The sequence below is a fragment of the Geodermatophilus pulveris genome (genome assembly GCF_900188375.1).
Classification (GTDB): domain Bacteria; phylum Actinomycetota; class Actinomycetes; order Mycobacteriales; family Geodermatophilaceae; genus Geodermatophilus; species Geodermatophilus pulveris.
Window position 1 is genome coordinate 56,006 of record NZ_FZOO01000012.1, and the last position, 25,280, is coordinate 81,285.

27 protein-coding genes are annotated in these 25,280 nt (G+C 77.2%); 10 read left to right on the forward strand and 17 right to left on the reverse strand.

Annotated features, from left to right (window positions below; all coding sequences use genetic code 11):
* Positions 1–30: 30 nt before the first annotated feature.
* From CHB98_RS19400 to CHB98_RS19410, 3 genes are all read left to right on the forward strand, one after another.
* Positions 31–216: a hypothetical protein gene (locus CHB98_RS19400; protein ID WP_089307248.1), complete on the forward strand. Its 186-nt coding sequence runs from the start codon at positions 31–33 to the stop codon at positions 214–216.
* A 255-nt stretch (positions 217–471) separates the two neighbouring features.
* Complete coding sequence (locus CHB98_RS19405) at positions 472–879, forward strand: MmcQ/YjbR family DNA-binding protein (protein WP_089307316.1); 408 nt, start codon at positions 472–474, stop codon at positions 877–879.
* A gap of 50 nt (positions 880–929) precedes the next feature.
* Complete coding sequence (locus CHB98_RS19410) at positions 930–1,214, forward strand: DUF1905 domain-containing protein (RefSeq protein ID WP_089307249.1); 285 nt, start codon at positions 930–932, stop codon at positions 1,212–1,214.
* A 41-nt stretch (positions 1,215–1,255) separates the two neighbouring features.
* Here the strand turns inward: CHB98_RS19410 and CHB98_RS19415 are convergent, their stop codons facing one another.
* Together CHB98_RS19415 and yczR are read right to left on the reverse strand one after the other, a co-directional pair.
* Complete coding sequence (locus CHB98_RS19415; protein ID WP_089307250.1) at positions 1,256–2,338, reverse strand: CE1 family esterase; 1,083 nt, start codon at positions 2,336–2,338, stop codon at positions 1,256–1,258.
* A gap of 115 nt (positions 2,339–2,453) precedes the next feature.
* Positions 2,454–3,884 carry a MocR-like transcription factor YczR gene (gene yczR / locus CHB98_RS19420; RefSeq protein WP_089307251.1) on the reverse strand — a complete coding sequence of 477 codons (1,431 nt, stop codon included), beginning with the start codon at positions 3,882–3,884 and terminating at the stop codon, positions 2,454–2,456.
* Between the two features lie 58 nt (positions 3,885–3,942).
* Here yczR and yczE point away from each other — a divergent pair, with 58 nt between their 5' ends.
* Positions 3,943–4,542, forward strand: coding sequence for a membrane protein YczE (yczE, locus tag CHB98_RS19425; protein ID WP_245821439.1), 600 nt, complete (start codon positions 3,943–3,945; stop codon positions 4,540–4,542).
* On the opposite strand, the gene CHB98_RS19430 is transcribed toward yczE, so the two are convergent.
* Positions 4,535–5,608, reverse strand: coding sequence for an MFS transporter (locus CHB98_RS19430; protein WP_089307253.1), 1,074 nt, complete (start codon positions 5,606–5,608; stop codon positions 4,535–4,537). The two genes, yczE and CHB98_RS19430, sit on opposite strands and share 8 nt — an antisense overlap.
* A gap of 195 nt (positions 5,609–5,803) precedes the next feature.
* Here CHB98_RS19430 and CHB98_RS19435 point away from each other — a divergent pair, with 195 nt between their 5' ends.
* The 3 genes from CHB98_RS19435 to CHB98_RS19445 all read left to right on the forward strand — a co-directional run bounded on the left by CHB98_RS19435 (position 5,804) and on the right by CHB98_RS19445 (position 8,482).
* On the forward strand, positions 5,804–6,406 hold the full coding sequence (locus CHB98_RS19435; RefSeq protein ID WP_245821441.1) for a TMEM165/GDT1 family protein: 603 nt from the start codon (positions 5,804–5,806) through the stop codon (positions 6,404–6,406).
* A 256-nt stretch (positions 6,407–6,662) separates the two neighbouring features.
* Positions 6,663–7,652, forward strand: coding sequence for an ABC transporter ATP-binding protein (locus tag CHB98_RS19440; protein ID WP_089307254.1), 990 nt, complete (start codon positions 6,663–6,665; stop codon positions 7,650–7,652).
* Positions 7,649–8,482, forward strand: coding sequence for an ABC transporter permease (locus tag CHB98_RS19445; RefSeq protein ID WP_089307255.1), 834 nt, complete (start codon positions 7,649–7,651; stop codon positions 8,480–8,482). Before CHB98_RS19440 ends, CHB98_RS19445 begins: the two co-directional genes overlap by 4 nt.
* Positions 8,483–8,738: 256 nt before the next feature.
* Here the strand turns inward: CHB98_RS19445 and CHB98_RS19450 are convergent, their stop codons facing one another.
* Positions 8,739–10,496 (reverse strand): HNH endonuclease signature motif containing protein, encoded by a 1,758-nt coding sequence (locus CHB98_RS19450; protein ID WP_089307256.1) that lies wholly within the window; start codon positions 10,494–10,496, stop codon positions 8,739–8,741.
* A gap of 118 nt (positions 10,497–10,614) precedes the next feature.
* Complete coding sequence (locus tag CHB98_RS19455; RefSeq protein WP_089307318.1) at positions 10,615–11,064, reverse strand: PH domain-containing protein; 450 nt, start codon at positions 11,062–11,064, stop codon at positions 10,615–10,617.
* A gap of 79 nt (positions 11,065–11,143) precedes the next feature.
* Between CHB98_RS19455 and CHB98_RS19460 the strand changes: the two genes are divergently transcribed.
* The gene (locus CHB98_RS19460) at positions 11,144–11,590 is read left to right on the forward strand and encodes a YdeI/OmpD-associated family protein (protein WP_089307257.1); all 447 of its coding nucleotides are present in this window, start codon (positions 11,144–11,146) and stop codon (positions 11,588–11,590) included.
* A gap of 10 nt (positions 11,591–11,600) precedes the next feature.
* Here CHB98_RS19460 and CHB98_RS19465 read toward each other — a convergent pair whose 3' ends face one another.
* The 8 genes from CHB98_RS19465 to CHB98_RS19500 all read right to left on the reverse strand — a co-directional run bounded on the left by CHB98_RS19465 (position 11,601) and on the right by CHB98_RS19500 (position 19,303).
* On the reverse strand, positions 11,601–12,332 hold the full coding sequence (locus CHB98_RS19465) for an SGNH/GDSL hydrolase family protein (RefSeq protein WP_179224690.1): 732 nt from the start codon (positions 12,330–12,332) through the stop codon (positions 11,601–11,603).
* A complete protein-coding gene (locus CHB98_RS19470; RefSeq protein ID WP_089307259.1) occupies positions 12,329–13,450 on the reverse strand; it encodes a glycosyltransferase in 1,122 nt (373 codons plus the stop codon). The genes CHB98_RS19465 and CHB98_RS19470 overlap by 4 nt, the downstream gene beginning before the upstream one ends.
* Positions 13,450–14,577, reverse strand: a complete 1,128-nt coding sequence (locus CHB98_RS19475) for a glycosyltransferase family 4 protein (protein WP_218822433.1) — start codon at positions 14,575–14,577, stop codon at positions 13,450–13,452. The genes CHB98_RS19470 and CHB98_RS19475 overlap by 1 nt, the downstream gene beginning before the upstream one ends.
* A 154-nt stretch (positions 14,578–14,731) precedes the next feature.
* Positions 14,732–15,637: a haloalkane dehalogenase gene (locus tag CHB98_RS19480; RefSeq protein WP_089307260.1), complete on the reverse strand. Its 906-nt coding sequence runs from the start codon at positions 15,635–15,637 to the stop codon at positions 14,732–14,734.
* Between the two features lie 59 nt (positions 15,638–15,696).
* The gene (locus CHB98_RS19485) at positions 15,697–16,674 is read right to left on the reverse strand and encodes a glycine betaine ABC transporter substrate-binding protein (protein ID WP_089307261.1); all 978 of its coding nucleotides are present in this window, start codon (positions 16,672–16,674) and stop codon (positions 15,697–15,699) included.
* A 1-nt stretch (position 16,675) separates the two neighbouring features.
* Positions 16,676–17,482, reverse strand: coding sequence for an ABC transporter permease (locus CHB98_RS19490; RefSeq protein WP_179224692.1), 807 nt, complete (start codon positions 17,480–17,482; stop codon positions 16,676–16,678).
* Positions 17,479–18,669, reverse strand: coding sequence for an ABC transporter ATP-binding protein (locus CHB98_RS19495; RefSeq protein ID WP_089307262.1), 1,191 nt, complete (start codon positions 18,667–18,669; stop codon positions 17,479–17,481). Before CHB98_RS19495 ends, CHB98_RS19490 begins: the two co-directional genes overlap by 4 nt.
* Positions 18,662–19,303, reverse strand: a complete 642-nt coding sequence (locus CHB98_RS19500) for an ABC transporter permease (RefSeq protein ID WP_089307263.1) — start codon at positions 19,301–19,303, stop codon at positions 18,662–18,664. Before CHB98_RS19500 ends, CHB98_RS19495 begins: the two co-directional genes overlap by 8 nt.
* A 330-nt stretch (positions 19,304–19,633) precedes the next feature.
* On the opposite strand from CHB98_RS19500, the gene CHB98_RS19505 reads away from it, so the two are divergent.
* Positions 19,634–20,389, forward strand: a complete 756-nt coding sequence (locus CHB98_RS19505) for a MerR family transcriptional regulator (RefSeq protein WP_089307264.1) — start codon at positions 19,634–19,636, stop codon at positions 20,387–20,389.
* 36 nt (positions 20,390–20,425) lie between these two features.
* Here CHB98_RS19505 and CHB98_RS19510 read toward each other — a convergent pair whose 3' ends face one another.
* Positions 20,426–20,878 (reverse strand): MarR family winged helix-turn-helix transcriptional regulator, encoded by a 453-nt coding sequence (locus tag CHB98_RS19510; protein WP_089307265.1) that lies wholly within the window; start codon positions 20,876–20,878, stop codon positions 20,426–20,428.
* A 56-nt stretch (positions 20,879–20,934) separates the two neighbouring features.
* Between CHB98_RS19510 and CHB98_RS19515 the strand changes: the two genes are divergently transcribed.
* Entirely contained in the window at positions 20,935–21,570 is a 636-nt protein-coding gene (locus tag CHB98_RS19515; protein WP_179224694.1) for an NAD(P)-dependent oxidoreductase, read from the forward strand.
* A gap of 25 nt (positions 21,571–21,595) precedes the next feature.
* Here the strand turns inward: CHB98_RS19515 and CHB98_RS19520 are convergent, their stop codons facing one another.
* The 3 genes from CHB98_RS19520 to CHB98_RS19530 all read right to left on the reverse strand — a co-directional run bounded on the left by CHB98_RS19520 (position 21,596) and on the right by CHB98_RS19530 (position 25,190).
* Positions 21,596–22,363, reverse strand: a complete 768-nt coding sequence (locus tag CHB98_RS19520) for an SDR family NAD(P)-dependent oxidoreductase (protein ID WP_089307267.1) — start codon at positions 22,361–22,363, stop codon at positions 21,596–21,598.
* A gap of 152 nt (positions 22,364–22,515) precedes the next feature.
* Positions 22,516–23,811, reverse strand: coding sequence for a (Fe-S)-binding protein (locus CHB98_RS19525; protein WP_089307268.1), 1,296 nt, complete (start codon positions 23,809–23,811; stop codon positions 22,516–22,518).
* On the reverse strand, positions 23,808–25,190 hold the full coding sequence (locus CHB98_RS19530) for an FAD-binding oxidoreductase (RefSeq protein ID WP_089307269.1): 1,383 nt from the start codon (positions 25,188–25,190) through the stop codon (positions 23,808–23,810). The genes CHB98_RS19525 and CHB98_RS19530 overlap by 4 nt, the downstream gene beginning before the upstream one ends.
* Positions 25,191–25,280 lie beyond the last annotated feature (90 nt).

The window sequence follows — 25,280 nt, forward strand, 5'->3', positions numbered from 1 at the left end:
GCGTCCCCCTCCCCTCCGTGGGCTGCGGTCGTGGACGAGCGCCGCGACCACGATCTCACCGAGGTCCGCGCGGCGATCGACGCCCTCGACGCGCGCATCGTCGCGCTGATCGGCGAGCGCACCCACCGTGCGCCGGTCAGCGCGTTCGTCGACCTCGAGCTCGCGGTGCACGCGCACGAGGACGGCGGCCCTCCGCGACCGCGGTCCAGCGGCTGACGGACCCTGCGGGACGATCAGGAGGTCTCCGGTGCCCGAGCTGTCGGATCGCCTGCAGGCGGTCGTCGACGCCCTGCCCCTGCGCCGTGCCTGCGCGCAGTGCTGACGCCCCGCGGCCGCCTGCTCGTCGACGGTGGGGACCCGCTGCGCGAGGTCGCCCTGCCCCTCTCCCCGGCATCGGACGGTTCCTGATCACCGGGTGACCTCGCGCGCCGGAGGGGTCCCCCGACGGTGACCCGGCGTCAGACTGCGGTGGTGGCCACCTGGGCGGACGTGCGGCGACTGGTCGCCGCCCTGCCGGACACCGACGAGCACGCCTCCTACGGCGGGCTGCCCTCCTGGCGGGTGCGCGGGGAGCTGTTCGTGTGGGAGCGGCCGCTGCGCGGGCCGGACCGCGCGGCCCTGGGACCCGCAGCGCCGGACCCCGCCGAGCCGCTCCTGGGCGTGCGGGTGGCCGACGAGGGCGTCAAGGCGGCACTGGTCGCCGACGACCCCGACGTCTTCCTCACCATCCCGCACCTCGACGGCTACCCGGCGGTGGTCGTGCGGCTGGACCGGATCCCGCTCGAGGAGCTCGCCGAGCTGGTCGAGGACGCGTGGCGGGCCCGCGCACCGAGACGCCTGGTGGCCGGGTCCGACGGCCCGCCCGCGCGGGACCGATGACTCCGCGCCTCCGAGCCAGTCCAACCGGCATGACGACGAGGAGGACGACCATGGCCGGCCCGACACCCCTGGACATCGCGTTCACCGCCCGGCTGGGCAGGGTGCGCCCCGGGGACACCTGGACCTGCGTCCAGTGGCCCGACTCGGCGGAGGTCCTCGGCACCCGGGGCCTGGTCAAGGTCGCGGGCACGGTCGACGGCCACCCGTTCACCGGCGCCTTCATGGCCCTGGGCGACGGCACCCACAAGCTCCCGGTCGCCGCCGCGGTCCGCTGGGCCATCGGCAAGGGCGACGGTGACGACGTCGACGTCCGGCTCACCCAGCGGCTGAGCTGACCCGGCCGGCCGTGGCCCCCCGGGACGCGGAGGGGCCGCGGCTACCGGGAGGGCAGGCGGTGGTCCTCGAAGAAGTCCCACATGACCTCGGCCGCCTCGATCTCCTGGGTCACCGTGCCGTTGGACGTGGGGTACTCCGTGCCCGGCCAGGTGTGGCCGCCGTCGGAGACGCGGTACAGCTGCACCTCGCTGCCCCCGTCGCACTGCGCGTAGCCCAGCCTGGTCACGTGCGTGCTGACCGGGACCGCCTCCGGGCCGACCCGGCACCCGTCCAGGCGCGCCCAGGTCTGCACGGCGAGCGGCACGTCGTAGCCCCAGCGCAGGTCGGGGCTGCCGTCGTAGGGGTTCACCGCGTCCTGCTGGCCGTGGAAGGTCACCACCGGCACCGGCCGGTCCGGTCGGCAGTCCTCGACCTCGGGGACGGAGGTGTCGTCCGGGTCGGGTCGCCCGGCGCGCAGCCCGGCCACCGGGGCGATGGCGGCGACGCGCTCGGGGGTCCGGCAGGCCAGGGTCGAGGCCATCCGGCCGCCGCCGGAGTAGCCGGTGGCGTATGTGCGGGCGTCGTCGGTGCACAGCCGGTCGGAGACCACGTCGGCGACCCGGCCCAGGAAGGCGACGTCGTCGCGGGCGTCCGCCGGCGGGAGGGCGTTCTCCGTGGTCGGGACGCCCGGCACGTTCCAGGCCCAGCTGCCGGCCGGGTCGGGCGGCGTCCGCGGGGTCAGCGGGATCGCCCCGCTGGGCGCCGCAACGACGAATCCCTCCCGGTCCGCGACGGGCCGCAGCTCGCTGACGTCCATCTGCTGGGGGCCGTTGCCGGTGCTGCCGTGCAGGTTGAGGACGAGCGGCAGCACCCGGTCGGCGGGTACGCCGCCGGGCACGTAGACGGCCACCGGGTACGTCACGCCGTCGTGGGTGACGTCGAGGGTCAGGTCGCCGGCGACGTCGGTCCGCCGGCAGCCGCCCCCACCCGCCTCCCCGCCGTCCCGGTGCTGCCCGGCCGCGGCGCGGTGGCCGCCGTCCGTGGGCCGGTCCCCGCCGGCCGTGGCCGTGGTGACGCCGCTGCCGACCACCGCCGCCGCGGCGAGGACGACCAGGGTGCGCCGGCGGGTGCTCGGGTGGGTCATCAGGACCTCCGCGGGGTTCCCGGCGTCCGCTCCGCTGCGGCAGCCCGGGGCCGCACCGACCGTAGGCCCCCGGCCCGGTGGCGGCGACCCGTGGTCCCGGCCCGTGGACGCTGCGTCAGACCACCGCCAGCTCGCGTGGCTCGCCGGCGGGTGGCCGGGCGCCGGTGGCCGCGGCGTCCGCGCGGGCGAGCAGGGCGATGCCGCGGCGCAGCACCTCCGGCGGCTGGGTGTAGGGCAGCCGCAGCCGGTCGTCGAGAGCGTGCCCGGTGCCGAACAGCGGCCCGGCGGCCAGCCGCAGCCCGAGCCGCTCGGCGGCGGCCACCACCGCCCGGGAGCGCGGCGTGGGCAGCCCGCACCACAGGACCAGGCCGCCGGCCGGCTCGGGCACCCGCCAGGACGGCAGCCGGGCGCGCAGCTCCCCCGCCAGGACGGCGCGCCGCTCGCGCAGCTGCGCCCGCAGCCCGGGCAGGGCGGCGTCCAGCCCGTCGAGCAGCACGCACGCGGCCAGCTGCTCGACCACCGGCCCGGACATCGACGTCGCGACGGCGACCGTTGTCAGGCGCCGGACGACGTCGGCCTCGGCGCGCACCCAGCCCACCCGCAGGCCGCCCCACGCCACCTTGCTCAGCGTGCCGACCGAGACGTGGCCGGCGCCGAACGCCGCCAGCGGCGGCGGCGCCGCGGCGTCCAGCCCCAGCTCGGCGAACGTCTCGTCCACCACGGCCGGGACCCCGCTGCGGCGCAGCGCCGCCGCCAGCCGCTCCCGGCCGGGGACGTCGAGCAGGACGCCGGTCGGGTTCTGGAAGTCCGGCATGAGGTAGGCGGCCGCGGGCCGGACGGCGGACAGCGTCCGCCCGGCGGTGTCGACCCAGGCGGCCGGCTCGTCGGCGTCCAGCGCGACGGGGACGACGCGGGCGCCCAGCGCGCGGGCGGCCTGCAGGGCGTTGGGGTAGCTCGGCTGCTCCACCAGCACCCGGCGGCCGCGGCCGAGCAGGGCGGCGAAGGCGACCGACACCCCGTGCAGGGCGCCGTTGGTGACCAGCACCTGCTCCGGCGTCGTGGGCAGGCCGCGCGCGGTGTAGCGCTCGGCGACCCGCGCGCGCAGGTCGGGCAGGCCGGCCGGGTGGTAGCCGTGGGAGGACAGCAGGCGGGGCAGCTCCTCCAGCGCCGCGGCCAGCGCGGCGGGCACGGTGGCCGGCGCGGCCGGAGCGGCGTGGGCCAGGTCCACCGTGCCGTCGTCCACCGGGCCGGGGACCCAGGCGCCCCGGTGCGGGCCGGCCGGCAGTGCCGCGAAGGTGCCCGCGCCCTGCCGCGCGGTGGCCCAGCCGTCCTCGCGCAGCCGGGTGTAGGCGGCGGTGACGGTGGCCCGGCTGACCGCCAGCGCCGCCGCCAGCTCCCGCTCGGCCGGCAGCCGGGTGCCCAGCGGCACCCGGCCGTCGGCCACCAGCCGCCGGACCCGCCCGGCCAGCGCCGCGTAGCGCGGCGGCCGCTCGGTGGCGAGGTCGCCGACGAGGGCGGCCAGCGCGCGGGCCGATGTCGCCTCCATGCCACCTCCCGATGATTGGCCTGTGGTGAGCAGGCCAATCCTGGCGCAGGATCGGGGGGTGCACCAGCCCGTCCGCCGCCTCGTCCAGCTGTACGCGGGCCTGGCGCTCTACGCCCTGTCGATGGCCCTGCTGGTGCGCTCGGGCCTCGGGGTGATGCCGTGGGACGTGCTGCACCAGGGCCTGGCCCGCCAGCTCGGCTGGTCGCTCGGCGTGGTCACCGTCGTGGTCGGCGCCCTGGTGCTGCTGGCCTGGGTCCCGCTGCGCGAGCGGCCCGGGCTGGGCACGGTGAGCAACGTCGTGGTCATCGGGGTGGTGCTGGACGCCGTCCTCGCCGTGCTGCCCGAGCCGTCGTCCCTGGCCGTCCGGGTCGCCCTCGTCCCGCTCGGCGTCGGCCTCAACGCCGTCGCGACCGCCGCCTACGTCGGCGTGCACCTCGGCCCGGGGCCGCGGGACGGGCTGATGACCGGCCTGGTGCGCCGCACCGGCCGCTCGGTGCGGCTGGTGCGCACGTCGATCGAGGTCGTGGTGGTCGTCGCGGGCTGGCTGCTCGGCGGCACGCTCGGCGTCGGCACCGTGCTGTACGCGCTGGCCATCGGTCCGCTGGTGCACCTGCTGCTCCCCCGGCTGTCGGTCCGGCCACCGGCGCCGGTCAGCTGACCGGCCGCCGCAGCCCGGCCGCGGCCACCGGGACGACGGCCAGCACGAGCACCGCCACCGCGGCCACGCCGCCTGCGGCCCACGCCGCGAAGACCAGCAGCCCGCCGACCTCGACGCCCACGCCGGCGACCGAGGTCACCGTCGCGCGGCGGGTGCTCTCGATGCGCTCCTGCAGCCGCGCCTCGGCCACCACCAGCACCGCGAGGTACAGCCCGTAGGAGGCCGCGACCACGGCCAGGGCCGCCGGCCCGGGCAGCACGGCGACCGCGCCGAGCAGCACGCCGGCGAGCAGCAGCAGGGCGGGCAGCGCCCGGTCGGGCAGCCCGGCGACCCGGCCGCCCAGCGCCGCGCCGAGCGCGCCGGCCAGCGCGATGCCCAGGACGGCCAGGGGAACGGCGACCGTCGGCACGCCGCGGTCGCCGGCCAGCACCGGGAAGTACTCCTCCACCGCGTCCAGCCCGCCGACCAGGGCCATCGCCAGCACGGTGAGCCGCAGCGCCGGCACCTGCGCGACGTCGGCCAGCCCGAGGCGCAGCGTGCCGAGCAGCGACCCCCCGTCGGGCTCCCGCGGCGGCTCGGGGAACCGCAGCGCGAGGGCCGCCCAGGCCAGGCAGACGGCCACGCTCGCCCAGCCGACCAGGGGATAGCCGCCCAGCGCGTACAGCCCGCCGGCCGCGGCCGCCGTCGGGACCTGCACGAGCAGCTCGGCGGAGGTCATCCAGCCGTGCACCCGGGCGAAGGCCTCCTCGGCGCCGAGGTCGGCCAGGCCGTCGTGGACCAGCGCCTCCACCGTCCCCGAGACCAGCGCGCCGGCCAGCCCCCAGACGGCGAAGCCGGCGGCGAACCCCGCGGCCGACGGGCCGACGGTCCACACGACGAAGGCCAGCGCCTGCAGGACGCCGCCCAGTGCGAGCACCCCGCGGCGGGACCACCGGTCGGCCAGGGCGCCACCGGGCACCTCGGCCAGCAGGGCGGTGACCGACCAGACCGCGAACAGGCCGGAGACCTCGGCGGTCGACAGCCCGGTGTCGAGGAAGAGCAGCGCGTAGAGCGGGTAGAGCGGCACCAGCTCGGACAGGGCGGCCCAGCCGACGGCCAGCCGGGCCAGTGGGCGGGCGGCGGGCGGCAGGGCGGGCGGGTCGGTGCGTCAACGGAACGGCATGCCGGGACCGTAGCGCGGGGTCACCCGCTGCGCACCGGGGTTCCGGACCGGCCCGACTAGGCTCGCGCGGGCCCGGCGGTCGAGCGGAAGGGGAGCCCCGTGCTGTCCCTGACCGTCGTGGCGACCGCGTTCGTCCTCGTGCTCCCGGTGGAGCTGCCGGACAAGACGCTGTTCGCCAGCCTGGTCCTGGCCACGCGGTTCCCGGCGCTGCCGGTGTTCGTCGGCGTGGGGACGGCGTTCGGCCTGCAGGTGGCGATCGCGGTGACCGCGGGCAGCCTGCTCTCCCTGCTCCCCGAGGCGCTGGTCAGCGGGGTGGTCGCCGTCCTGTTCCTGGTCGGCGCGGTGCTGCTCTGGCGCAGCGCGACCGAGGGCCCGGAGGAGGCCGGCGAGGTGGCGGCCGGCCGGGAGGGGACGTCGTTCCTGCGAGCGGCCGCCGTCTCCTTCGGCGTGCTGTTCGCCGCCGAGTGGGGCGACCTGTCGCAGCTGGCCACGGCCGGGCTGGCCGCTCGCCTGGACGACCCGGTGTCGGTCTTCGCCGGCGCCTGGGCGGCGCTGCTCACCGTCTCCGGGCTGGCCGTGTTCCTGGGCGGGCGGCTCGCCGACCGGCTGCCGGTGGCGCTGATCCGTCGGGTCGCCGCGGTGCTGTTCCTCGGCTTCGCCGTCGTCGCCGCGGTCGAGACGGTGCGCACACTCGCCGGCTGACGACGCCCCCCGTCGGAGGTGGGTGGTGGCTCCGGGGTTCGACGCGACCCCGGCGGCTGCAGTCCGGCGCCGCGGTCGCCGGCCAGCCGGCCGACCTCGCCGCGCTGGTGGTCGGCACCTTCCACCGCCGCCGGCAGGCGCTGCGGCTGGCCGTGCCGGCCGCGGAGAGCCAGGCCGCCCAGGCGCAGGCCGAAGCCGCGCACGCCGCTGCACGGCTCCGGGAGGCGCCGCCGGGTGACCGCCGGACGGTGGGAGCATGGCCGTGGTGGACGCGGGTGGGGAGGGCGGCGCCGCCGTCGAGGTGAGCGACCTGGTCAAGCGCTACCCCGGCCGGCCGGCCAACGCCGTCGACGGCATCTCCTTCACCGTGCACCGCGGGGAGGTCTTCGGCCTGCTCGGCCCCAACGGGGCGGGCAAGACGACGACGCTCGGCGTCCTCACCACCCGGGTGCTGCCCACGTCGGGCACCGTCACCGTCGCGGGGGTGGACGTGGCGGCCGACCCGGTGACCGCCCGCAGCCGGCTGTCGGTGGTGCCGCAGCGGTCCAACCTGGACCGCGCGCTCACGGCGCGGCAGAACCTGGTCTTCCACGCCGCCTACCACGGCGTGGGCCGGGCCGAGCGCAACCGCCGGGCCGACGCGCTGCTGGAGCAGCTGGGCCTGTCCGGGCGGGGTGGGGACAAGGTGGACGACTACTCCGGCGGGATGGCGCAGCGGCTGCTGATCGCCCGCGCGCTGATGCACGCCCCGCAGGTGGTGTTCCTCGACGAGCCGAGCACCGGGCTGGACCCGCAGGCCCGGCTGTTCGTGTGGGACCGCGTCCGGGAGCTGCGCGCCGGCGGGGTCACCGTGGTGCTCACCACGCACGACATGGACGAGGCGGCGACGCTGTCCGACCGGGTCGGCATCATGGACTCCGGCCGGCTGCTGGCCCTGGACACCCCCGCCGCGCTCACCCGCGCCCTGCCGGGCAGCGCCACGCTGGACATCGACGTCGAGCGGGCCGACGGCGACACCGACGAGGCGGTGCTGGCCGCGCTCGCCCCGCTGGCCGAGCGGGTCGAGCAGGTCACCGACGCCGCCGGGCTGCGCGCCCGCCTCTACCTGTCCGGGGACGCCGCGGCGCTGGTCGGCCCGGTGTCGGAGGCCCTCGGCGCCCGGCGCGCGCGGCTGACCGGGGTGCGGATCGGCGAGCCCAGCCTGGAGGACGTCTTCCTCAGCCTGACCGGACGGGAGCTGCGATGAGCACGGACACGGCCGCACCGGCCCTGACCGCCGGGGCCGGCGCGCCCGCGCCGCGCCCACCGGCCGTCGGCCGGGCGTTCCGCGCGCTGCTGTGGCGCGACGTGTTCGTCACCGGCCGCGAGCTGGTGCCGTTCCTGCTGCAGGTCGTGCTCCAGCCGGTCTTCCTGCTGTTCGTCTTCGGCAAGGTGCTCGTCGAGCTCGGCTTCGCCACCGCCCAGTACTCCCTCGTGCTGCTGCCCGGCGTCATCGCGCTGACCGCGTTCCTGACCGCGCTGCAGAACACCGCGTTCCCGCTGGTCATCGACTTCTCGTTCACCAAGGAGATCGAGGACCGGCTGCTCGCGCCGCTGCCCACCTGGCTGGTCGCGGTGGAGAAGGTGGTGTTCTCGCTGCTGCGGGCGCTCGTCGCCGCGGCGGTGATGTTCCCGATCAGCTGGTGGGTGCTCGGCGCGCTGCCGGTGCAGCGGGCCGACCTGCCGGTCATCGGCGCCTTCCTCGTCCTGGGGTCGCTGGTCGGCGCGGTCATGGGCATGACCCTCGGGACGTCGGTCAGGCCCAACCGGATCAACGTCGTGTTCGCCGTCGTCCTCACGCCGCTGCTGTTCACCGGCTCCACACAGTTCCCGTGGCAGTCGCTGGACTCGCTGCGCTGGTTCCAGGTGGTGTGCGCGCTCAACCCCCTCACGTACGTGAGCGAGGCGCTGCGGGGGCAGATGGCCCCGGAGGTGCCGCACCTGCCGCTGTGGCTGTGCGCGCTGGCCCTGACCGGCTTCCTGCTCGTCTTCGGCACGACCAGCCTGGTCGGCTTCCGCCGCCGCGCGCTGGACTGAGGGCCCGCCCGGGACACCACCCGGTCGGACTCAGCCGGCACCACGTTGCGGTGGAGCGCGCCCCCGCCGCCAGCAGACCGGTCACCTCCACCCCCGGCCACCGCGTGAGGATGAGGGGAGGCACAGGGGCACCTGCCCCCCTCTCAGAGGTCGCCGCTGCGCGCTCCCCCGCGGTGGGCGCACGTCGTGCTCCGCCGGACCCGTTCCCGCGGAGACGCCGGCGGCCCGCGGGCGGCGAGGCGTCCGGCGTCCGGTGTCATGGTCCGGTGCCGACAGCCGTTCCGGCAGCCCCGGCCTCGGTGGCGAGGCGGCGGAGGAACGCGCGGTGACCCATCAGGACACCGACGGCGTGGCGCAGGTCCATCCGTTCGCCGTTGACGGGCATGGCGTCGGGGAGGACCGGCTCGCCGGCCGGGAACAGGGTCCGGCTCAGGACGGCGCCGGCCCGCTCGACGTCGGCCCGTTCCCGGACGGACGTGTGCCCGGGGGCTCGGCGCAGGCGGCGTGCCGCGCCAGGGGCGGGCCGGCCGGCCGGCCGCGCGCCGGGTCGTCGCCCCCGCCGGCGGGAGGGCACCCGCCCGCGGTGACGGTGCGCGGTCTGCTCCGTCGTGGTGGTCACGTCGGCCGGTGGCGCGGGGCGCCGGCCGACCGCGGTGTCGATCGGGTGGACGCCGGTCCAGGGGTCGGCGGTGGCCGGGCGCGACGTGGCGGACTCGGTGCCGAGCGGGGCGTCGACGCGATCGGTGCCGGCGTGGAAGGCGGCGTCGGCGGCGCCCCACACGTGCCGGCCGTCGGGGGTGGTGACCACCAGGCGCCCGTCGACCCGGGCGATGACCAGGTCCAGGTCGTGGGCCAGGCCGTGGTCGACGTCGCGGAGCAGGACGAGGTTGGCCAGGTCGGTGGCCCCGCCGAACAGCCAGTGCCGCAGGTGGTGGGCGTGCAGCCGTTCGGGCCGGGTCTCCGGGCAGCCGGGCCGGGCGCAGCCGCCGTCGCGGGCCATCAGCGCCCGGCGCTGGGCCGCGCTGGCGCGGCGCCGGCGGCGGCCGAGGGCGAGGGGTTCGCGGCCGGCGTGCAGCAGGGTGACGGCGGTGGCGTCGCAGGCGATCCGGCGCGCCTGCGCCGGCGTGAGCGCCGGGCCGCCGGCCAGGTGGGCGACACCGGCGGCGGTGTCGTCGGCCAGCACCGCGGCGTCGACGTGCAGCACCACCTCGCGGCGGGGCGGGTCGCCGGGGCGGCGGTCGGTGGCCACGGCGGCGCGGGCGAGGGTGACCACGGCGTGCAGCCGGCGGGTGGTGCGCCGCTGGGCGGCCAGCCCGGGCAGCGCGTCGTCCTCGGCGCAGCGGCGGTCGAGCTCCTGCCGTTCCCGCCGATCGACGCCCGGAGCCGGACCTGCCTCGCGGGCGCGGGCGCACTGTGCTCGCTCGCGGCGGGCCTCGCGCTCGGCCACGGACTCCACCGCGGCCAGCCAGTCCGCGCCGGGCTCGGGGCGCATCCGCAGCCGGACGTTGAGCATGCCGTCGTCGTCCCACCAGGACTCGAAGCACTCCTCGGGCTCCGGTCGGGGCAGGCCACCGTCGGTGTCCGCGGCATCGTCGCGGTCGGTGCGCCGCCAGGTGCGGGTGAACCGTTCCAGCTGGGCGGCCGTGGTCTCCACGGCCAGGTCCAGCAGGGACTCCTCGGTGTCCGGTTCGGCGATGCGGGTCAGCGCCCGGACCTTGGAGTAGGACAGCCGTCCGCCGGCGAAGGCGGCCTCGGTGCGCGGCAGGACACGCAGCGCGCGGGCCACGCGCACGTGCTCGCGGGCCGCGCCGGGCGCCAGGCCGCACTGCCAGGACAGCCAGTTCGCGCAGGAGCGGATGCCGACGGCGTGCCAGCCGCCGCGGTCGTCGAACTCCGCGACCAGCCGCAACCAGGCGGCGGTGGCCGCGGCCAGCCGGACGGCACCGGCGGTGATCGCTCGGGCCAGGTCGGGCAGCGGGCTGCCGGACGGGTGGGTGGTGCCGACGTCGGGCACGGCGCCTCCTTCGCTCAGGTGTTCGGAGGCTACGACCGGGCACCGACGGAACGTGCAGGTCAGGCCGGCCTCCCGCGTTCCCGCAGAAACGCGTCAGGCCCACGGTCACCCGGCTCCCTCAGCGGTTCGCGGCGTCCCCCAGCCAGCGGCGGAGCTCCGCGGCCCGCTCCTCCAGGTGCCGCTGCGGCCGGGACTGCGGCGTCTGGGTGGCGATCAGGGGCAGGGTCGACCCGTCGGCGAGCAGCAGTTCCAGCCTCCACGCCGACCCGAGGCCGCCCTGGCGGGCCGCGGTCACCCGGGCGACGTCGGTGCGGTGCAGCCGGCGCGTCGACAGCCGGTTGCGCACCTCCAGCGAGCCGTCGGCGTGCGCACGGACTCGGGTCAGCACCGTGACGGCGTGGAAGGCGAGGGCGCCCACGTAGAGGAGCAGCAACACAGTGGCGAACCGTGCCGAGAAGCCGTCGAGGACCATCGGCACGACGACGACGGCCGGCAGCGCGCTGATCAGGGACAGGACGACGGCCGGGCGCGGCGGGCGCAGCTCGAGGACGACGTCCGGGGAGGTCACGGCGGTGATCATGGGCAGGTGGCGAGCGCGGTCGCCAGCTGCCGCCACGATCCGGTGACGGCGTCCTACGCTGCCGCCCGTGGAGTTCCGGACCGAGGTGGTGCTCGGCGGGAAGACGGCCACCGGGCTGCAGGTGCCCGACGAGGTCGTCGCCGCGCTGGGTGCCGGGAGGCGGCCGCCGGTCACGGTGACCGTGGGCGGGCACACCTACCGGACGACGGTCGCGCCGATGGGCGGGGCGTCGTGGATCCCGCTGGCCGCCGAGCACCGGCAGGCCGCCGGCGTGCGGGCCGGCGAGGAGGTCGCGGTGCGGGTCGAGCTGGACACCGCACCACGCGACACCCCGCTGCCCGACGACCTGGCCGCGGCCCTCGACGAGGGCGCCCGGTCCTTCTTCCACCGGCTGGCGCCCTCCCACCGCAAGGAGTGGGTGCGCTGGGTGGAGGAGGCCCGGAGGCCCGAGACCCGTGCCGCCCGCATCGCGCGGGCGGCGGAGGCGCTGGCCGCGGGCCGCCGGACCCGCTGAGCCGCCCGGCTCAGGTGCGGGCCAGCTCCAGGGCGGTCGCGGTCACCCCCCGCAGGTGACCGACCAGCCAGGGCGCCCCGTGCCGCGCGGCCCACAGCGCCTCGCGGACCACCGACGGGCCGCCCGCGGGCAGCGGCGGCACCGGCGGCAGCTCCAGGCCGAGGCCGGCCCGCTGCAGCACCTCCGCGGCGGTGCGGGCGATCCGGCCGTGCAGCTCGGCGGCGGGGTGCAGCCGGTCGACGTCCCACGAGCGGCGCTCCTGCACCCCGGGCACGGCCGCCAGGTCCAGGACGTGCACCCCGGGCAGGACGGCGAGCCGGTCGACCGCGCCGTTGACCTCCGCCACCCGCCGCAGCACCGCGCCGCGGACGGGGGCCGGCAGCGGCAGCAGCCGGCAGGGGTCGTGCAGGCGGCCGAGCAGCACCGTGGCGCCCACGCCGCGCAGCGCCTGCACGACCACGGCGAGGTCGCGGGCGAAGGACCGGCCGCAGAAGCCGCCCCGCGCGATGTCGTTGAGCCCCACCAGCAGCGTCGCCAGGTGCGGCGCGGCCGCCACCGCGGGGGCCAGCTGGCCGGCGCGCAGCTCCCGCAACCGGGCGCCGGCCACCGCCAGGCAGGTCAGCTCGGCGTCCGGGACGCCGCGAGCGAGCAGCGACGGCCAGGTGCGGTCGGCCGGCACCCGGACGCCGACGCCCTCCCCGCAGCTGGTGCTGTCGCCCAGGGACACCACCCGTACCGTCACGCGGCCAGCTCCCGGCCGGCGGCCCCGTGCAGCGCGAGGAAGCCGCGCACGGTGCGCTCCCACGGGAACTGCTCGGCCCGCCGCCGGGCGCGGTCCCGCCGGACGGCCTCGCCCTCGGCGAGCAGCGCCTGGACCCCGTCGGCCATCCCCACCGCGGTCCCGGCGGCGGCGACCCCGGCCGGCCCGGCCACCGAGGGCAGCGCGGAGTCGCGGTGCACCACGACCGGCGTGCCGCACGACAGCGCCTCCAGCGCGGCCAGGCCGAAGGTCTCCACCGGCCCGGGGGCCAGCACGACGTCGGCCGCGCCGAGCAGCCCGGCCAGCCCCGGACGGTGCCGGACGTGCCCGAGGAACCGCACCGGCAGGCCGGCCGAGCGGCGCTGGAGCGCGGCCCGCGCCGGACCGTCGCCGGCCACCACGAGCCGGGCGGGCACCCCGCGCCGGCACAGCTCGGCCAGCGCGGCCACGGCCAGGTCGGGGCGCTTCTCCCGCGACAGCCGGGTGGCCGTGGCCAGCAGGACCTCCCCGTCGGTGGCGTACCGGGACCGCGCGGACCGGTCGGGCACGAAGGACCCGGCGTCCACCCCGAGCGGCACCGTGGACACCCCGACCCCGAGGCGGGTGAACTCCTCTGCCGCCCACCCCGTCGTGCAGACGACCGTGCCGAAGCCGGCGGCCAGCGCGGCGTTGGACCGGTCGGCCAGCGCGTCGCCCCAGCCGTGCACGGCCGGCCGCGACGGCAGCCACTGCCGCAGCCAGCGGTCCAGCCGCTCGTGGCTGACCACCAGCGCCGGCACGCCGGCCCGCCGCGCCCAGGTGCCCAGGCCGCGCAGCGTCGTCCGGTCGTGCACCTCGAGGCGGTCCGGGGCGAGGTCCTCCAGCGCCCGGACGACGCGCCGCGGCGAGGCGTGCACCCGGTAGCCGGTTCCCGGGACGGCGGGGGCGGGCAGCTCGACCCGCCGTCCCCCGGCCGTCTCCACCACGGCCGCCCGCTCCCCCGGGACGACCTGCACCACGTCGTGGCCGGCCGCCGCGTACCCGGCGGCGAGGTGGCCGAGCGCGGTGCGCAGGCCGCCGGAGGTCGGGGTGACGAAGTTCGCCACCTGCACGATGCGCATCAGGCCGCCCGCACCGCGGCGGAGCCGGGCCCGCGCAGCGCGTCGGCGTAGTGGCCGAGCAGCTCCTCGCCGACGGCCTCCCAGGTGCGGCCGCGCACCGCCCACCGCGCCGCCCGGGACATGCGGTGCCGCCGGTCGGGGTCGGCGGTCAGCTGCTCGACCCGGCGGCGCAGGTCAGCAGCTGACCCGGGCTCGAACAGCAGGCCGGTGTGCCCGTCGGCGACCACGTCGAGCAGCCCGCCGGCGGCCGGGGCCACGACCGGCACCGCGCTGGCCAGGGCCTCCTGCGCGGCCTGGCAGTAGGTCTCCGACGAGCCGGTGTGCACGAAGACGTCGAGGGAGGCCACCGTGCGGCTGAGCTCCGTCCCGCCGAGGAACCCGGGGAAGGCGGCGTCGGGCAGCAGCTGCTCCAGGGCCGGCCGCTGCGGGCCGTCCCCCACCACGACGAGCCGGACGTCGGGCAGTCCCTGCAGGGCGGCCAGCAGGTGGACCTCCTTCTCGCGGGCCAGCCGGCCGACGTAGCCCACGAGCAGCTCGCCCCGGGGGGCCAGCCGGCGGCGCAGCTGCGGGTCGCGGTGCGCCGGGGAGAACGCCCTCGTGTCGACCCCGCGGGCCCACCGCCGCACCCGGGGCACCCCGCGCGCCTGCAGCTCCTCGACCGTGGCGCGGCTGGGCGCCAGCGTGCAGGCCGCGGAGCCGTAGACGCGGCGCAGCCGGGCCCACACCGCCCGGTCCACCCCGGTGGTGACGCCGTAGGAGGCGGAGAAGCGGACCAGGTCGGTCTGGTGCACGGCGACCACCGGCACGCCCAGCCGGCGGGCGGTCCGCGCCGCCTGGGCGCCCAGCCAGGCGGGGCTGGCGAGGTGGACGACGTCGGGCCGGAAGTCGCGCAGCGTCGCCGTCATCCCCTGCCAGGGCCGGCCCACCCGGAAGCCGGCGTAGCCGGGCAGCCGGACCGACGGGGTCCGCGCCACGCGGGCCCCGGCGTACTCGGTCGGCCCCTGCCCCGGCGCGACGACCAGGACCTCGCTGCCGCGCCCCTGCAGGTGCTCGCAGACGCGCAGCACGCTGTTGGTGACGCCGTTGACCTGCGGGAGGAAGGACTCGGTGACCACGACGACGCGCATGCCGACCAGCGTCGGCCGAGGTCCCCACCGGCAGGGCGACGGCGCGACCGTGATCAGGTGAACGGCGCGCGAAGCCTCACCCGCCGCCTGGTCCCGGCCCCGTCCCGAGGCTCACCGCGAGCGTGCGAGCGGTGAGGAGGACGGGGTCCTTCCGTCAGCGCAGCGTGGGGATCCACTCGGCCAGTGCCCGGCCGATCTCGTGCGGCGAGTCCTCGGGCACGAAGTGCGACCCGGGCACGGTCACCTCGGTCAACGCGGCCCACTTGCGCACGAACGCCCGCTGCCGGCCGACCAGGATGGAGCCCGGCTCGGCGTTGAGGAACAGCTTCGGGATCTCGCTCCTGCGCATGGCCTGGCCGTACCGGGACACGACGTCGCGGACCAGCGGCGGCACGTTCTCGATCGGCAGCTGTCGCGGCCACTCCAGCGTCGGCCACCGGTGCGCGGGGTCGGTGAAGGGCTCCCGGTAGCGGTCGTGCGCCTCGGGGGTCAGCCCTCGGGCCACGGACGCCGGCAGGATCCGCTCGACGAACACGTTGTCCTGCAGCACCGCCGCCTCGCCGCCGTTCCCGCGCATCCGGCGGAAGACGCCGCGGGCGGCCGCCGGCCAGTCGGCCCAGGTGAGCGGCGTGACCAGCGCCTCGGTGAACGCGATGCCGCGCACCGCGCCGGGGTGCCGGTGGGCCCAGTCGAAGCCGATCGCCGAGCCCCAGTCGTGCAGCACGAGCGTGACCCGCTCGGTGGCGCCCACCTGCTCGAGGAACCGCTCCACGAAGCCGGCGTGGGCGGCGAAGGAGTAGCTGCCCGGGCCCGGGTCGGGCAGCCGGTCGGACTCCCCCATCCCGATGAGGTCCGGTGCCAGGCAGCGGCCGAGGTGCTGCACGTGCGGGATGACGTTGCGCCACAGGTAGGACGACGTCGGGTTGCCGTGCAGGAAGACGATCGGGTCGCCCTCGCCCACGTCGACGTGGGCCATCTGCAGGGTGCCGTCGGCGCGGCGGTCGACCTTGACGCGCCTGCGGGGGAACGGGTCGACGGGCGAGACGTCGTCGTCGGGCATGCCGGAGATCCTCACCCATCCCCGGCCGCCGCACCCGGCGAGGGGCGGCGGCCGGCCGCTCAGGCCGGGGCGACCAGGCCCTCGTTGACCAGCCAGTCCAGCGCCACGTCGGCCGGGTCCTCGCCGTCGACGTCGATCCGGGCGTTGAGCCGCTGCAGCACGTCGTCGGTCAGCAGCGGGGTGATCCGCGCGAACACGTCGGCGATCGCCGGGTGCTGCTCGAGGGTCTCGGTGAGCACCACCGGGGCGACGTTGTAGGCGGGGAAGAAGGCGCGGTCGTCGGCGAGCACGGTGAGGTCCAGCGCCGGGATGCGCCCGTCGGTGGTGAAGACCTCGCCGAAGTTGCACAGCCCGTTGTCGGTGGCGGTGTACACCGCGCCGGTGTCCAGGACGCTGACGTTCTCCCGCGGCACGCCCTGCGGGTCGCCGAGCGGGATGCCGTAGGCCTCGAGCATCGGCTCGAACCCGTCGCTGCGGGTGGCGAACTCCGACTCGACGCAGAAGGTGCGCTCCTCCACCGGCAGCGCGGCGATGTCGGAGAGGGCGTCGATGCCGCCGAGCTCGCCGACCGCCTCGCTGCGGACGGCGAAGGCGTAGGTGTTGTTCGCCGGCGCCGGGGGCAGCCAGGTCAGCCCGTTGGCCAGGTCGGCGTCGCGCACCGCCTCGTACTGCTCCTGCCGGTCGGGGATCCCCTCCGGCATGGCCAGGTAGTTCAGCCAGCCGGTGCCGGTGTACTCCCACTGCACCTCGACCTCGCCGTCGAGCATCGCCGCCCGCGCCGGTGCGGCGCCGGGGATGCCGCTGCGGTCGGTGACGTCGAAGCCGGCGGCCTGCAGGGCGATGACCGCGACCTTGCCCAGCAGCAGGGCCTCGGTGAAGTTCTTGGTGCCCACGACGACCTCGGCGCCCTCCGCGCCGGGGACCGGCTCGATCCCGGCCGGTGCGGCCTGCGGCGCGGAGGTGTTGGCGCTCTCCAGGCCGCAGCCGGAGAGGGCGAGCGCGGTCGCCAGCGCGACGGCGGGGAGACGGTGTCGCACGTCACAGTCCCTTCGGCCGGGCGACGTGCTCGACGACGCGGCCCAGCCAGTCGACGGCCAGGGCCAGCAGCGCCACCAGCACCGCCCCGCTGACCAGCAGCGAGTCCAACGACAGCGTGATGCCGGTGTTGATCAGGACCCCCAGGCCGCCGCCGTTGATGAACGTGGCCAGGGTCGCGGTGCCCACGAGCAGCACCAGCGCGGTGCGCACCCCGGAGAGCACGACCGGCACGGCCAGCGGCAGCTCCACCCGGAACAGGACGGCGGCGGCGCTCATGCCCATCCCCCGGCCGGCCTCCACCAGGCGCGGGTCGACGCCCTGCAGGCCGACCATCGTGTTCCGCAGCACGGGCAGGGCCGCGTACAGGACCAGCGCGACCACGGTCGTCCCGAAGCCGAAGCCCAGCCAGGTGGCCAGGAGCACGAACAGGCCGATCGCCGGGGCGGCCTGGCCGGTGTTGGCCACGCCGATGACCAGCGGGCTCATCCGGCGCAGCGGCGCGCGGGTGAGGGCGATCCCCAGCGGCACGGCGAGCGCCAGCACGATCACCGCGGCCGTCACCGTCAGCAGGAGGTGCTCGCGGGTGCTGCGCCACAGCGCCGCCCAGCCCAGCTGGCGGGCCTCGGTCTCGGTCAGGGTGGCGTTGACCCGCCACACCGCGAAGGCCAGCAACCCCGCGAGGACCAGCAGCGGCTGGGTGGCCAGCGCCCGCCAGCCGGCGCGGTCGGCGCCGTCCGACGCCGTGTCGGCGCGCCGGGTCGCCGACTCGGGCGCGCCCCGCTGGGGGGTCTCGGTGGACAGGGTCACCCGGCCACCTCCGCGCGGGAGCGCCGGATGGCGGCCATGACGGCCTCCACCTTGAGCACGCCGGCCAGCGCCTCCCGGCGGCCGGTCACGACCACCCCGCCCTGGCTGGCGGCCAGCATGGTGTCCAGCGCGTCGTTCAGCGTGGAGCGCACCCCGACGACGGGCAGCCGCGGGTCCACGGTGGCCGGCACGGTCGTCGCCCGGCCCAGCTCGGCCAGGGTGGGCCAGCTGATCGGCCGCCCGCGCTCGTCCAGGACGACGACGAAGTCCTGTCCGGCCGCCCGGGCCGCCGCCACGGCCGCGGCCGCGTCGGTGCCGACGGCCGCGGTGGTGACCTGCTCCAGCTCGACGTCCCCGACCCGGGTGAGCGTGAGCTGCTTGAGCGTGGCGCCGGCGCCGACGAAGTCGGCGACGTACTCCTCGGCGGGGCTGGCCAGGATCGCGTCGGGGGTGTCGTACTGCACCACGCGCGCGCCGATGTCGAACACGACGATCCGGTCGCCGAGCTTCACCGCCTCGTCGAAGTCGTGGGTGACGAACACGATGGTCTTGCCCAGCTCCTCCTGGATCCGCAGCAGCTCGTCCTGCAGCCGCAGCCGGGTGACCGGGTCGACGGCGCCGAACGGCTCGTCCATCAGCAGCACCGGCGGGTCGGCGGCCAGGGCGCGGGCCACGCCCACCCGCTGCTGCTGCCCGCCGGAGAGCTCGCGGGGGTAGCGGTCGCGGTAGACGGCCGGGTCCAGGCCGACCAGGTCCAGCAGCTCGTCCACCCGCGTGGCCGTGCGCGGCTTGTCCCAGCCGAGCATCCGGGGGACCAGGCCGATGTTGGTGGCGACGGTCATGTGCGGGAACAGCCCACCGGCCTGGATGACGTAGCCGATCCGGCGGCGCAGCTTGTCCGGGTCCTGGTCCGTGACGTCCTCGCCGTCCAGGTGGATGCGCCCGCCGCTGGGCTCGATCAGCCGGTTGAGCATCTTCAGCAGGGTGGTCTTCCCGCAGCCGGAGGGGCCGACGAACATGACCGTCTCCCCGGCCGGGATCTCCAGGTCGACGTCGTCGACGGCCGGCCGGTCCTGGCCCGGGTAGTGCTTGGTCACCCCGTCGAGGCGGATGGCGACCCCGCTGACGCGGCGTTGCGGGACGGCGGCGTCGGACGCCGGCGTCTCGGGGGTGGTGGTCTCAGACACGGATCCCCCTGGGGGTGGTGAGGCGACCGGCCAGCACGAGCAGCAGGTCGAGGACGAGGGCCAGCAGGACGATGGCGATCGTCCCGACCAGCGTGGAGTTGAGCGCATTGGCCCCGCCCAGGCGGGACAGGCCGGAGAAGATCAGGCCGCCCAGGCCGGGGCCGAGCACGTAGGCGGCGATCGCCGCGATGCCCATGACCATCTGGGTGGAGATGCGGATGCCGGCGAGCACGACCGGCCAGGCCAGCGGCAGCTCCACGCGGAACAGCACCGCCGACCGGCTCATGCCGATGCCGCGGGCGGACTCGACCAGCGAGCGGTCCACCCCGGCCAGCCCGACGACGGCGTTGCGCAGCACCGGCAGGGCCGCGTAGAAGGTGACGGCGATGACGGCCGGGGTGATGCCGAAGCCGAACGGGGCCAGCAGGATGCCCAGCAGCGCGAACGCCGGGATGGTGAGGCCCACCGCCGACACGCCGTTGGCCAGGGCCGTGGCGGCCGGGCTCCGGTAGACCAGCACCGCCAGCGCGAGGGCGATCACCGTCCCGAGCAGCACGCACTGCACCACCAGGCTGACGTGCTGGAACGCCTGGAAGGCGATCAGCTCGCGCCGCTCGAGCACGTAGTCCCACATGCCGGCCGCACCCCTCTCGTGCCCCACCGGTCGTGGCGGGGCCCTCGTCGATCGTCGTGCGTGCACTGCGCCCGGAGGGCGGCCGGGACGGCACCGCGCAGTCCTCTGGCGGGGCGTCCTCTCGGACTCTTCCTGCACGGGGCCGTCTCCACCGACGATCGACGGTGCCACACGGTGGCTCACGAGGCGACCCGGCCCACTGCCCGTGCGCAGCCCATCACCGCTGGTCAGCGACCGGGGTCATCCGGCCGGGTGGACGCGGTGCGGTGTCCGCGCTTGACCCTGACGCAACGTCAGGCTGTGCACTCCGGGGGTCAGGAGGGAGGGCCCGTGAACGTGGGCGAGGTCGCGGCGCTGGCCGGGGTGACGGTGCGCACGCTGCACCACTACGACCGGATCGGCCTGCTGTCGCCGTCCGGCCGGACGGCGGCGGGCTACCGCCGGTACGCACCGGAGGACCTGGACCGGCTGCACCGCGTGCTGGTCTACCGCGAGCTCGGGTTCCCCCTCGTGGAGGTCGCGACGCTGCTCGACGACCCGGACGCCGACCCGGCCGAGCACCTGCGCCGCCAGCACCGGCTGCTGCTCGACCGGCTGGAGCGGACGCGGGCGGTGGTCGCGGCCGTCGAGAAGGAGATGGAGGCACGGCACATGGGGATCGCACTGACCCCGGAGGAGCGGTTCGAGCTCTTCGGCGAGCACGACCCGGCGCGCTACGAGGCGGAGGCCGAGGAGCGCTGGGGCGACACCGAGGCGTGGGCGCAGTCCCAGCGGCGCACCCGCGCGTACGACAAGGAGGACTGGGTCCGCATCAAGGACGAGATGGACGACGTCTCCCGGCGCCTGGCCGAGGCCATGCGGGCCGGTGTCCCGGCCGACGCGGAGCCGGCGATGGACCTCGCCGAGGAGCACCGGCAGCACATCGCCCGGTGGTTCCACGACTGCCCGCCGCAGGTGCACGCCGGCCTGGGCCGGATGTACGTCGAGGACGAGCGGTTCACCGCCACCTACGAGGCGATCGCCCCGGGCCTGGCGCGGTACGTGAGCACCGCCGTCCAGGCCAACGCCGCCCGCCAGGACGGCTGAGGGGAGGCACTCCTGCCCATCGCGCCGGCGCGCGGGTCAGGGCGGCGGCGCGGTGGCCGCCTCGGCGAAGCGGGTCATCAGGTCGGCCAGCGCGGTGACGTCGCCGGGCGGCCAGCCGGCCAGCAGCGCGGCGAGCCGGCCGGTGCGGAACGCCCGCGCCGCCGCCACCAGCCGGTGCCCCGCCGGCGTCGCGGTCAGCGCGGCCCGGCGCGGGTCGGTCGGGGAGGTCCGCCGCTCGACCATGCCCGCCGCGGCGGCCCGGCTGACCAGCCTGCTGGCGGTGGAGTGGGTGACGCCGAGCGCCGCGGCGACCTCGACGACGCCCACCTCCGGCACGCCCCCGCCGAGGGCCTCCTCGACGGCCAGGCAGACCAGCAGGGTGGAGCCCTCCACGACCGCGCCCTCGTGCTCGATGCCGGCCGGCGCGTCCCACATCCGGCGCAGCCGCAGCAGCGCCCGGTCCACGCGGGCGAGGTCGTCCTGGCTCACCGCGCCTCCCTGTCCATGTACCGTACATGCATGGACCCCACCCGAGGAGCAACGCCGTGAGAGTCGCCGTCCTGGGTGCCACCGGCCGCACCGGCCGGCCGCTGGTCGCCGAGCTGCTGCGCCGCGGGCACGAGGTGTCCGTGCTGGCGCGCGACCCCGCCGGGCTCGGCGACCTCACCGGCCGGGTGCGGGTGGTCACCGGCTCCAGCCGGGACGCCGCGGCGCTGGCCGGGCTGGTGGCCGGCGCGGACGCCGTCGTCTCCGCGCTGGGCCCCGGCCGCGGGGACACCACGCTGCACCGGGACACCGCCGCCGCGCTGGTGCCGGTGATGCAGCAGGCCGGCGTGCCGCGCTTCGTCGGCGTCAGCGGCGCCGGCATCGACGTGCCCGGCGACCGCAAGTCCCCGAGCGCGCGGGTGATCTCCTTCCTCATCCAGCGGCTGGGCGGGGCGGCGGTCGCCGACAAGCCCGCCGAGTACGCGGTGTGGGCCGCCAGCGACCGCGACTGGACGCTGGTCCGCCCGCCCCGGCTCAAGGACGGCCCGGGCACCGGAACCGTCGAGCACCACGCCTCGACCTCCGCCCGGGCGACCTGGCTCGACCGCGCCGACCTGGCCGCCTTCCTCGTCGACTGCCTGGAGCAGCACCTCTACCCGCGCCAGGCCCCGCTGGTGGCCGCCGGACGCCCCTGACCCCGGCGTCCGCGGGCCGGCCCGGTCACGGGCGGCCGTCGGGTCCCAGGCCGGCGAGGCGGTCGCAGCCGGCCAGCAGGGCGTCCTGCAGCCCGGGGTCGCGCAGCGGCGCGGGCACCGGGGTGGGACGGCGGTCCCGCCAGTAGGGCGCCGCGCGCAGGTCGGCCTCGGTGGCGCACCAGGCCAGATCGTCGCCGGCGCGCTGCACCTGCCCGGGCGCCCCGCGGCTGGCCAGCTTCGTCGGCACCCAGCCGGGGTCGACCGCCGCCGAGGCCACCCGGGGCAGCCGCCGGGCCCACCCGGCGGCGAGGGCCACGTCGGCGGCCTTCGACTGCGCGTACGCCCGCTTCGGGTCCTCCTCGGCGCCGAGCCGGGCGGGGTCCAGCCGGCCGGAGCGGGCCATGCCCGAGCCCAGCCACAGCACCCGCTCCCGGACCGCGTCGCCGAGCAGGGCGGTGAGCAGGTGGGCGGCGAGCACGTTCACCGCGAACGTCGTCTCCACGCCGTCCCGGCTGCGCCCGGGCACCGCGCCGCGCACCCAGACGCCCGCGTTGTGCACCAGCGCGTCCAGCGGGGCGTGCGCGCGCAGCTGGTCGGCCAGCGCCCGCACCGCGGCCAGCGACGCGAGGTCCCCGGTGACCAGCGCGACGTCGCCGTCGAGGCCGTCGACCACCGGCCGGCCGCGCTCCTCGCTGCGGGCGTGCACCAGCACCCGATGGCCGCGAGCCAGCAGGGTCCGCGTCGCGGCCAGCCCGATGCCGTCGGTGGAGCCGGTCACGGCGACGGTGGCCACGACGCCGTCCTACCCCACCATCGGCGGACGGCGCCTGGCTGAGGTGGACCGGTCGCGGAGGCCCGCAGGGTCTCCCGACCGGGACACGGGCAGCGGCTCCACGCGGACCGGGACGACACCTGGCCGCGGTGTCGGCCGGGAGGCCGACGGTGTCACCGGATGTCGTCCGGGCCGGCCGAGCCGTCCAGCGCGTCGGGGCGGCCGGCGGCGGCCGCGCCCGGGTCGTCGGGCAGCGGCCGGTCGTTGAGGTGCGCGGCGGTGCCGGCCGGCTCGTCGGCGGGGACCTCGGCGCGGCGTCCGGACCGCAGGCCCAGGCGCAGCCGGCGGCGGGGCAGCCCGCCGTCCTGGGCCGCGGCCAGCAGCTCGGTCAGGTGCAGCACGCGCACCCGGGAGCGGCGGCGGCGCAGGCCGCCCACCAGCTGCCGCTGGCAGCCGGGGTTGACCGCGACGACGTAGTCGACGCCGGCGGCCTCGATCTGGTCGAGCTTGGGGGCCAGCACCCGGCGGCTGTCCCGCGGGCGCAGCAGCGAGTACGACCCGGCCGAGCCGCAGCACTGCGCCGCGCCGGGCAGCTCGACGTAGTCGGCGACCGCGGCGATCAGCTCGCGGGGCTCCCGCCAGACGTCCATGCCGTTGCGCAGGTGGCAGGAGTCCTGCAGCGCGACCCGCGCCCGCCGGCCGTCGACCCGCAGCTCGCCCAGGGCGGTCGCGGGGTCGGCGGCCGCGTACTCGGAGAACTCCTTCACCCGGTCGCGGCCCAGCACCGAGGCCAGGTGCGCCGCGCAGCCGCCGGCGGTGGTGACGATCGTGCCGGGCAGCTGCTCGCCGAGCCGCCGGCCCAGCTCGCGGCCCAGCTCCAGGTCGCCGTTGTGGGCGTGCAGCGCCCCGCAGCAGCCCTGGTCGCCAGGGGCGTCGAGCTCCGGGCGCAGCCGCCGCGCGGCCCGGCTCACCGCCGGGAACAGCGCCCGCTCGAAGCAGCCGAGCATCAGGTGCGGGCCCTGCGGCGCGGCGGTCGCCGTGCGCGCGTGCCGGGAGAACAGCCCCAGCCGGCGGACCAGCCAGTTGCGGACGACGACGTTCGTCAGCACCCGCGCCAGCGGCGGCCGGCGGCGGCCCTGCCACTGGTGGGAGCGCCAGTGCTCCAGCAGCTCGCCGTACTGCACCCCCGCCGGGCAGACCGGCTCGCAGGCCCGGCAGCCCAGGCAGTAGGAGGCCTGCTCGCGCAGCGTCGCGTCGTCGTCGTCCAGGACGCCGGTCTCCAGGGCGCGCATCAGGGTGATCCGGCCGCGCGGGGAGGAGGCCTCGTCCAAGCTCTGCGCGTAGGTCGGGCAGGCCGGCAGGCAGAAGCCGCAGGAGATGCACCGGTCGAGCAGCTCGGCCGGGAAGATGCCGCGGGTCTGCCCGGCGGCGGCGAGGGCGTCGGTGCCCGGCGACACCTCGGCGCTCATGAGCCCACCTTGCCGGGGTTGAGGATGCCGGCCGGGTCGAACGCGGTCTTGATCCGCCGGGTCAGCGCCATCTGGTCGTCACCCAGCCGCTGGCGCAGGTAGGGCAGCTTGGCCGCCCCGACGCCGTGCTCGCCGGTGATCGTGCCGTCCATCCCGATGGCGGCGGTGAAGATCTCGGCGAAGGCGGCGTGGGTGCGCTCGGCGGCCTCGGTGTCCCGGACGTCGACCACCGCCGTCGGGTGCAGGTTGCCGTCGCCGGCGTGGCCGAACGTGCCGATCACCAGGTCGTGCCGGGCGGCGACGTCGTCGATCCGGTCGACCATCTCGGCCAGCCGGGGGCGGGGCACGGTGACGTCCTCCAGCACGGTGAGCGTGTCCAGCCGGGACAGCGCCGGGAGCGCGCAGCGGCGGGCGGCCAGCAGCGCCTCGGACTGGGCCACCTCCTTGGCCACGGTGACCTCCAGCGCGCCCTCGTCGGCGCACAGCTCGCCCATGCGGGTCAGGTTGCGCTCGACGGCGTCGGCCTCGCCGTCGTCGCCGAACAGCAGCAGCGCGCCGGCGTCGGAGCGCAGCCCCAGCTTCGCGTAGTCCTCCACCGCGCCGATGCAGGTGCGGTCCAGGAACTCCAGCGTCGCCGGCACCACGCCGTGGCCGAGGATCGCGGTGACCGCGCGGCCGGCGTCGGCCAGCGAGGAGAAGTAGGCCACCCCGGTGCTGGCGGTGGCGGGCATCGGGAGCAGCGCCAGCGTCACCTCGGTGATGACCCCCAGCGTGCCCTCCGAGCCGGTCATCAGCCGGGTCAGGTCGTAGCCGGCGACGTCCTTCCACAGCCGGCCGCCGGTGCGGATGACCTCACCGGTGGGCAGCACCACCTCCAGGCCGAGCACGTAGTTGCGGGTGACGCCGTACTTGAGGCCGCGCAGCCCGCCGGCGCAGGTGGCCACGTTGCCGCCGACGGTGGAGACGGTGCGGCTGCCGGGGTCCGGGGCGAACAGCAGCCCCTTGGCAGCGGCGGCGTCGGCGACCGTGGCGGTGGTGGCGCCCGGCTCGGCCCGGACCAGCAACTCCTCGTTGCTGATCTCCAGGACGCGGTCCATCCGGGTCAGCACCAGCAGGATGCCGCCCTGCAGCGGGACCGTGGCCGCGCACAGGTTCGAGCCGGCGCCGCGGGGCACCACCGGGATGCGGTGGGCGGTGGCCAGCCGCAGCACGGCAGCGACCTCCGCGGTGCGCGCCGGGAAGACCACCGCGTCGGGCGGGGAGGAGAACAGCGGGGTGGCGTCGCGGGCGTAGGGCGCGACCTCGCCCGCCCCGGACCGCACGTGCTCGCGGCCGACGATCGACCCCAGCTCGGCCAGCACCCCGGGATCCAGCGCCATGGCGACACCCCTCTCGCGGCCCACGGGGCGGACTCCCCGGCGTGCGGACCGCAGCCGCCAGCGTAGTGACCCGCACGACACCCGGCCGGG

What these genes read in the sequence shown, in the direction of transcription:
- CHB98_RS19410 (WP_089307249.1), top strand. Translation starts at nt 930, where the DNA reads ATGGCCGGCCCGACACCCCTGGACATCGCGTTCACCGCCCGGCTGGGC.
- CHB98_RS19415 (WP_089307250.1), bottom strand. Translation starts at nt 2,338, where the DNA reads ATGACCCACCCGAGCACCCGCCGGCGCACCCTGGTCGTCCTCGCCGCG.
- yczR (WP_089307251.1), bottom strand. Translation starts at nt 3,884, where the DNA reads ATGGAGGCGACATCGGCCCGCGCGCTGGCCGCCCTCGTCGGCGACCTC.
- CHB98_RS19440 (WP_089307254.1), top strand. Translation starts at nt 6,663, where the DNA reads ATGGCCGTGGTGGACGCGGGTGGGGAGGGCGGCGCCGCCGTCGAGGTG.
- CHB98_RS19445 (WP_089307255.1), top strand. Translation starts at nt 7,649, where the DNA reads ATGAGCACGGACACGGCCGCACCGGCCCTGACCGCCGGGGCCGGCGCG.
- CHB98_RS19470 (WP_089307259.1), bottom strand. Translation starts at nt 13,450, where the DNA reads ATGCGCATCGTGCAGGTGGCGAACTTCGTCACCCCGACCTCCGGCGGC.
- CHB98_RS19475 (WP_218822433.1), bottom strand. Translation starts at nt 14,577, where the DNA reads ATGCGCGTCGTCGTGGTCACCGAGTCCTTCCTCCCGCAGGTCAACGGC.
- CHB98_RS19480 (WP_089307260.1), bottom strand. Translation starts at nt 15,637, where the DNA reads ATGCCCGACGACGACGTCTCGCCCGTCGACCCGTTCCCCCGCAGGCGC.
- CHB98_RS19500 (WP_089307263.1), bottom strand. Translation starts at nt 19,303, where the DNA reads ATGTGGGACTACGTGCTCGAGCGGCGCGAGCTGATCGCCTTCCAGGCG.
- CHB98_RS19525 (WP_089307268.1), bottom strand. Translation starts at nt 23,811, where the DNA reads ATGAGCGCCGAGGTGTCGCCGGGCACCGACGCCCTCGCCGCCGCCGGG.
- CHB98_RS19530 (WP_089307269.1), bottom strand. Translation starts at nt 25,190, where the DNA reads ATGGCGCTGGATCCCGGGGTGCTGGCCGAGCTGGGGTCGATCGTCGGC.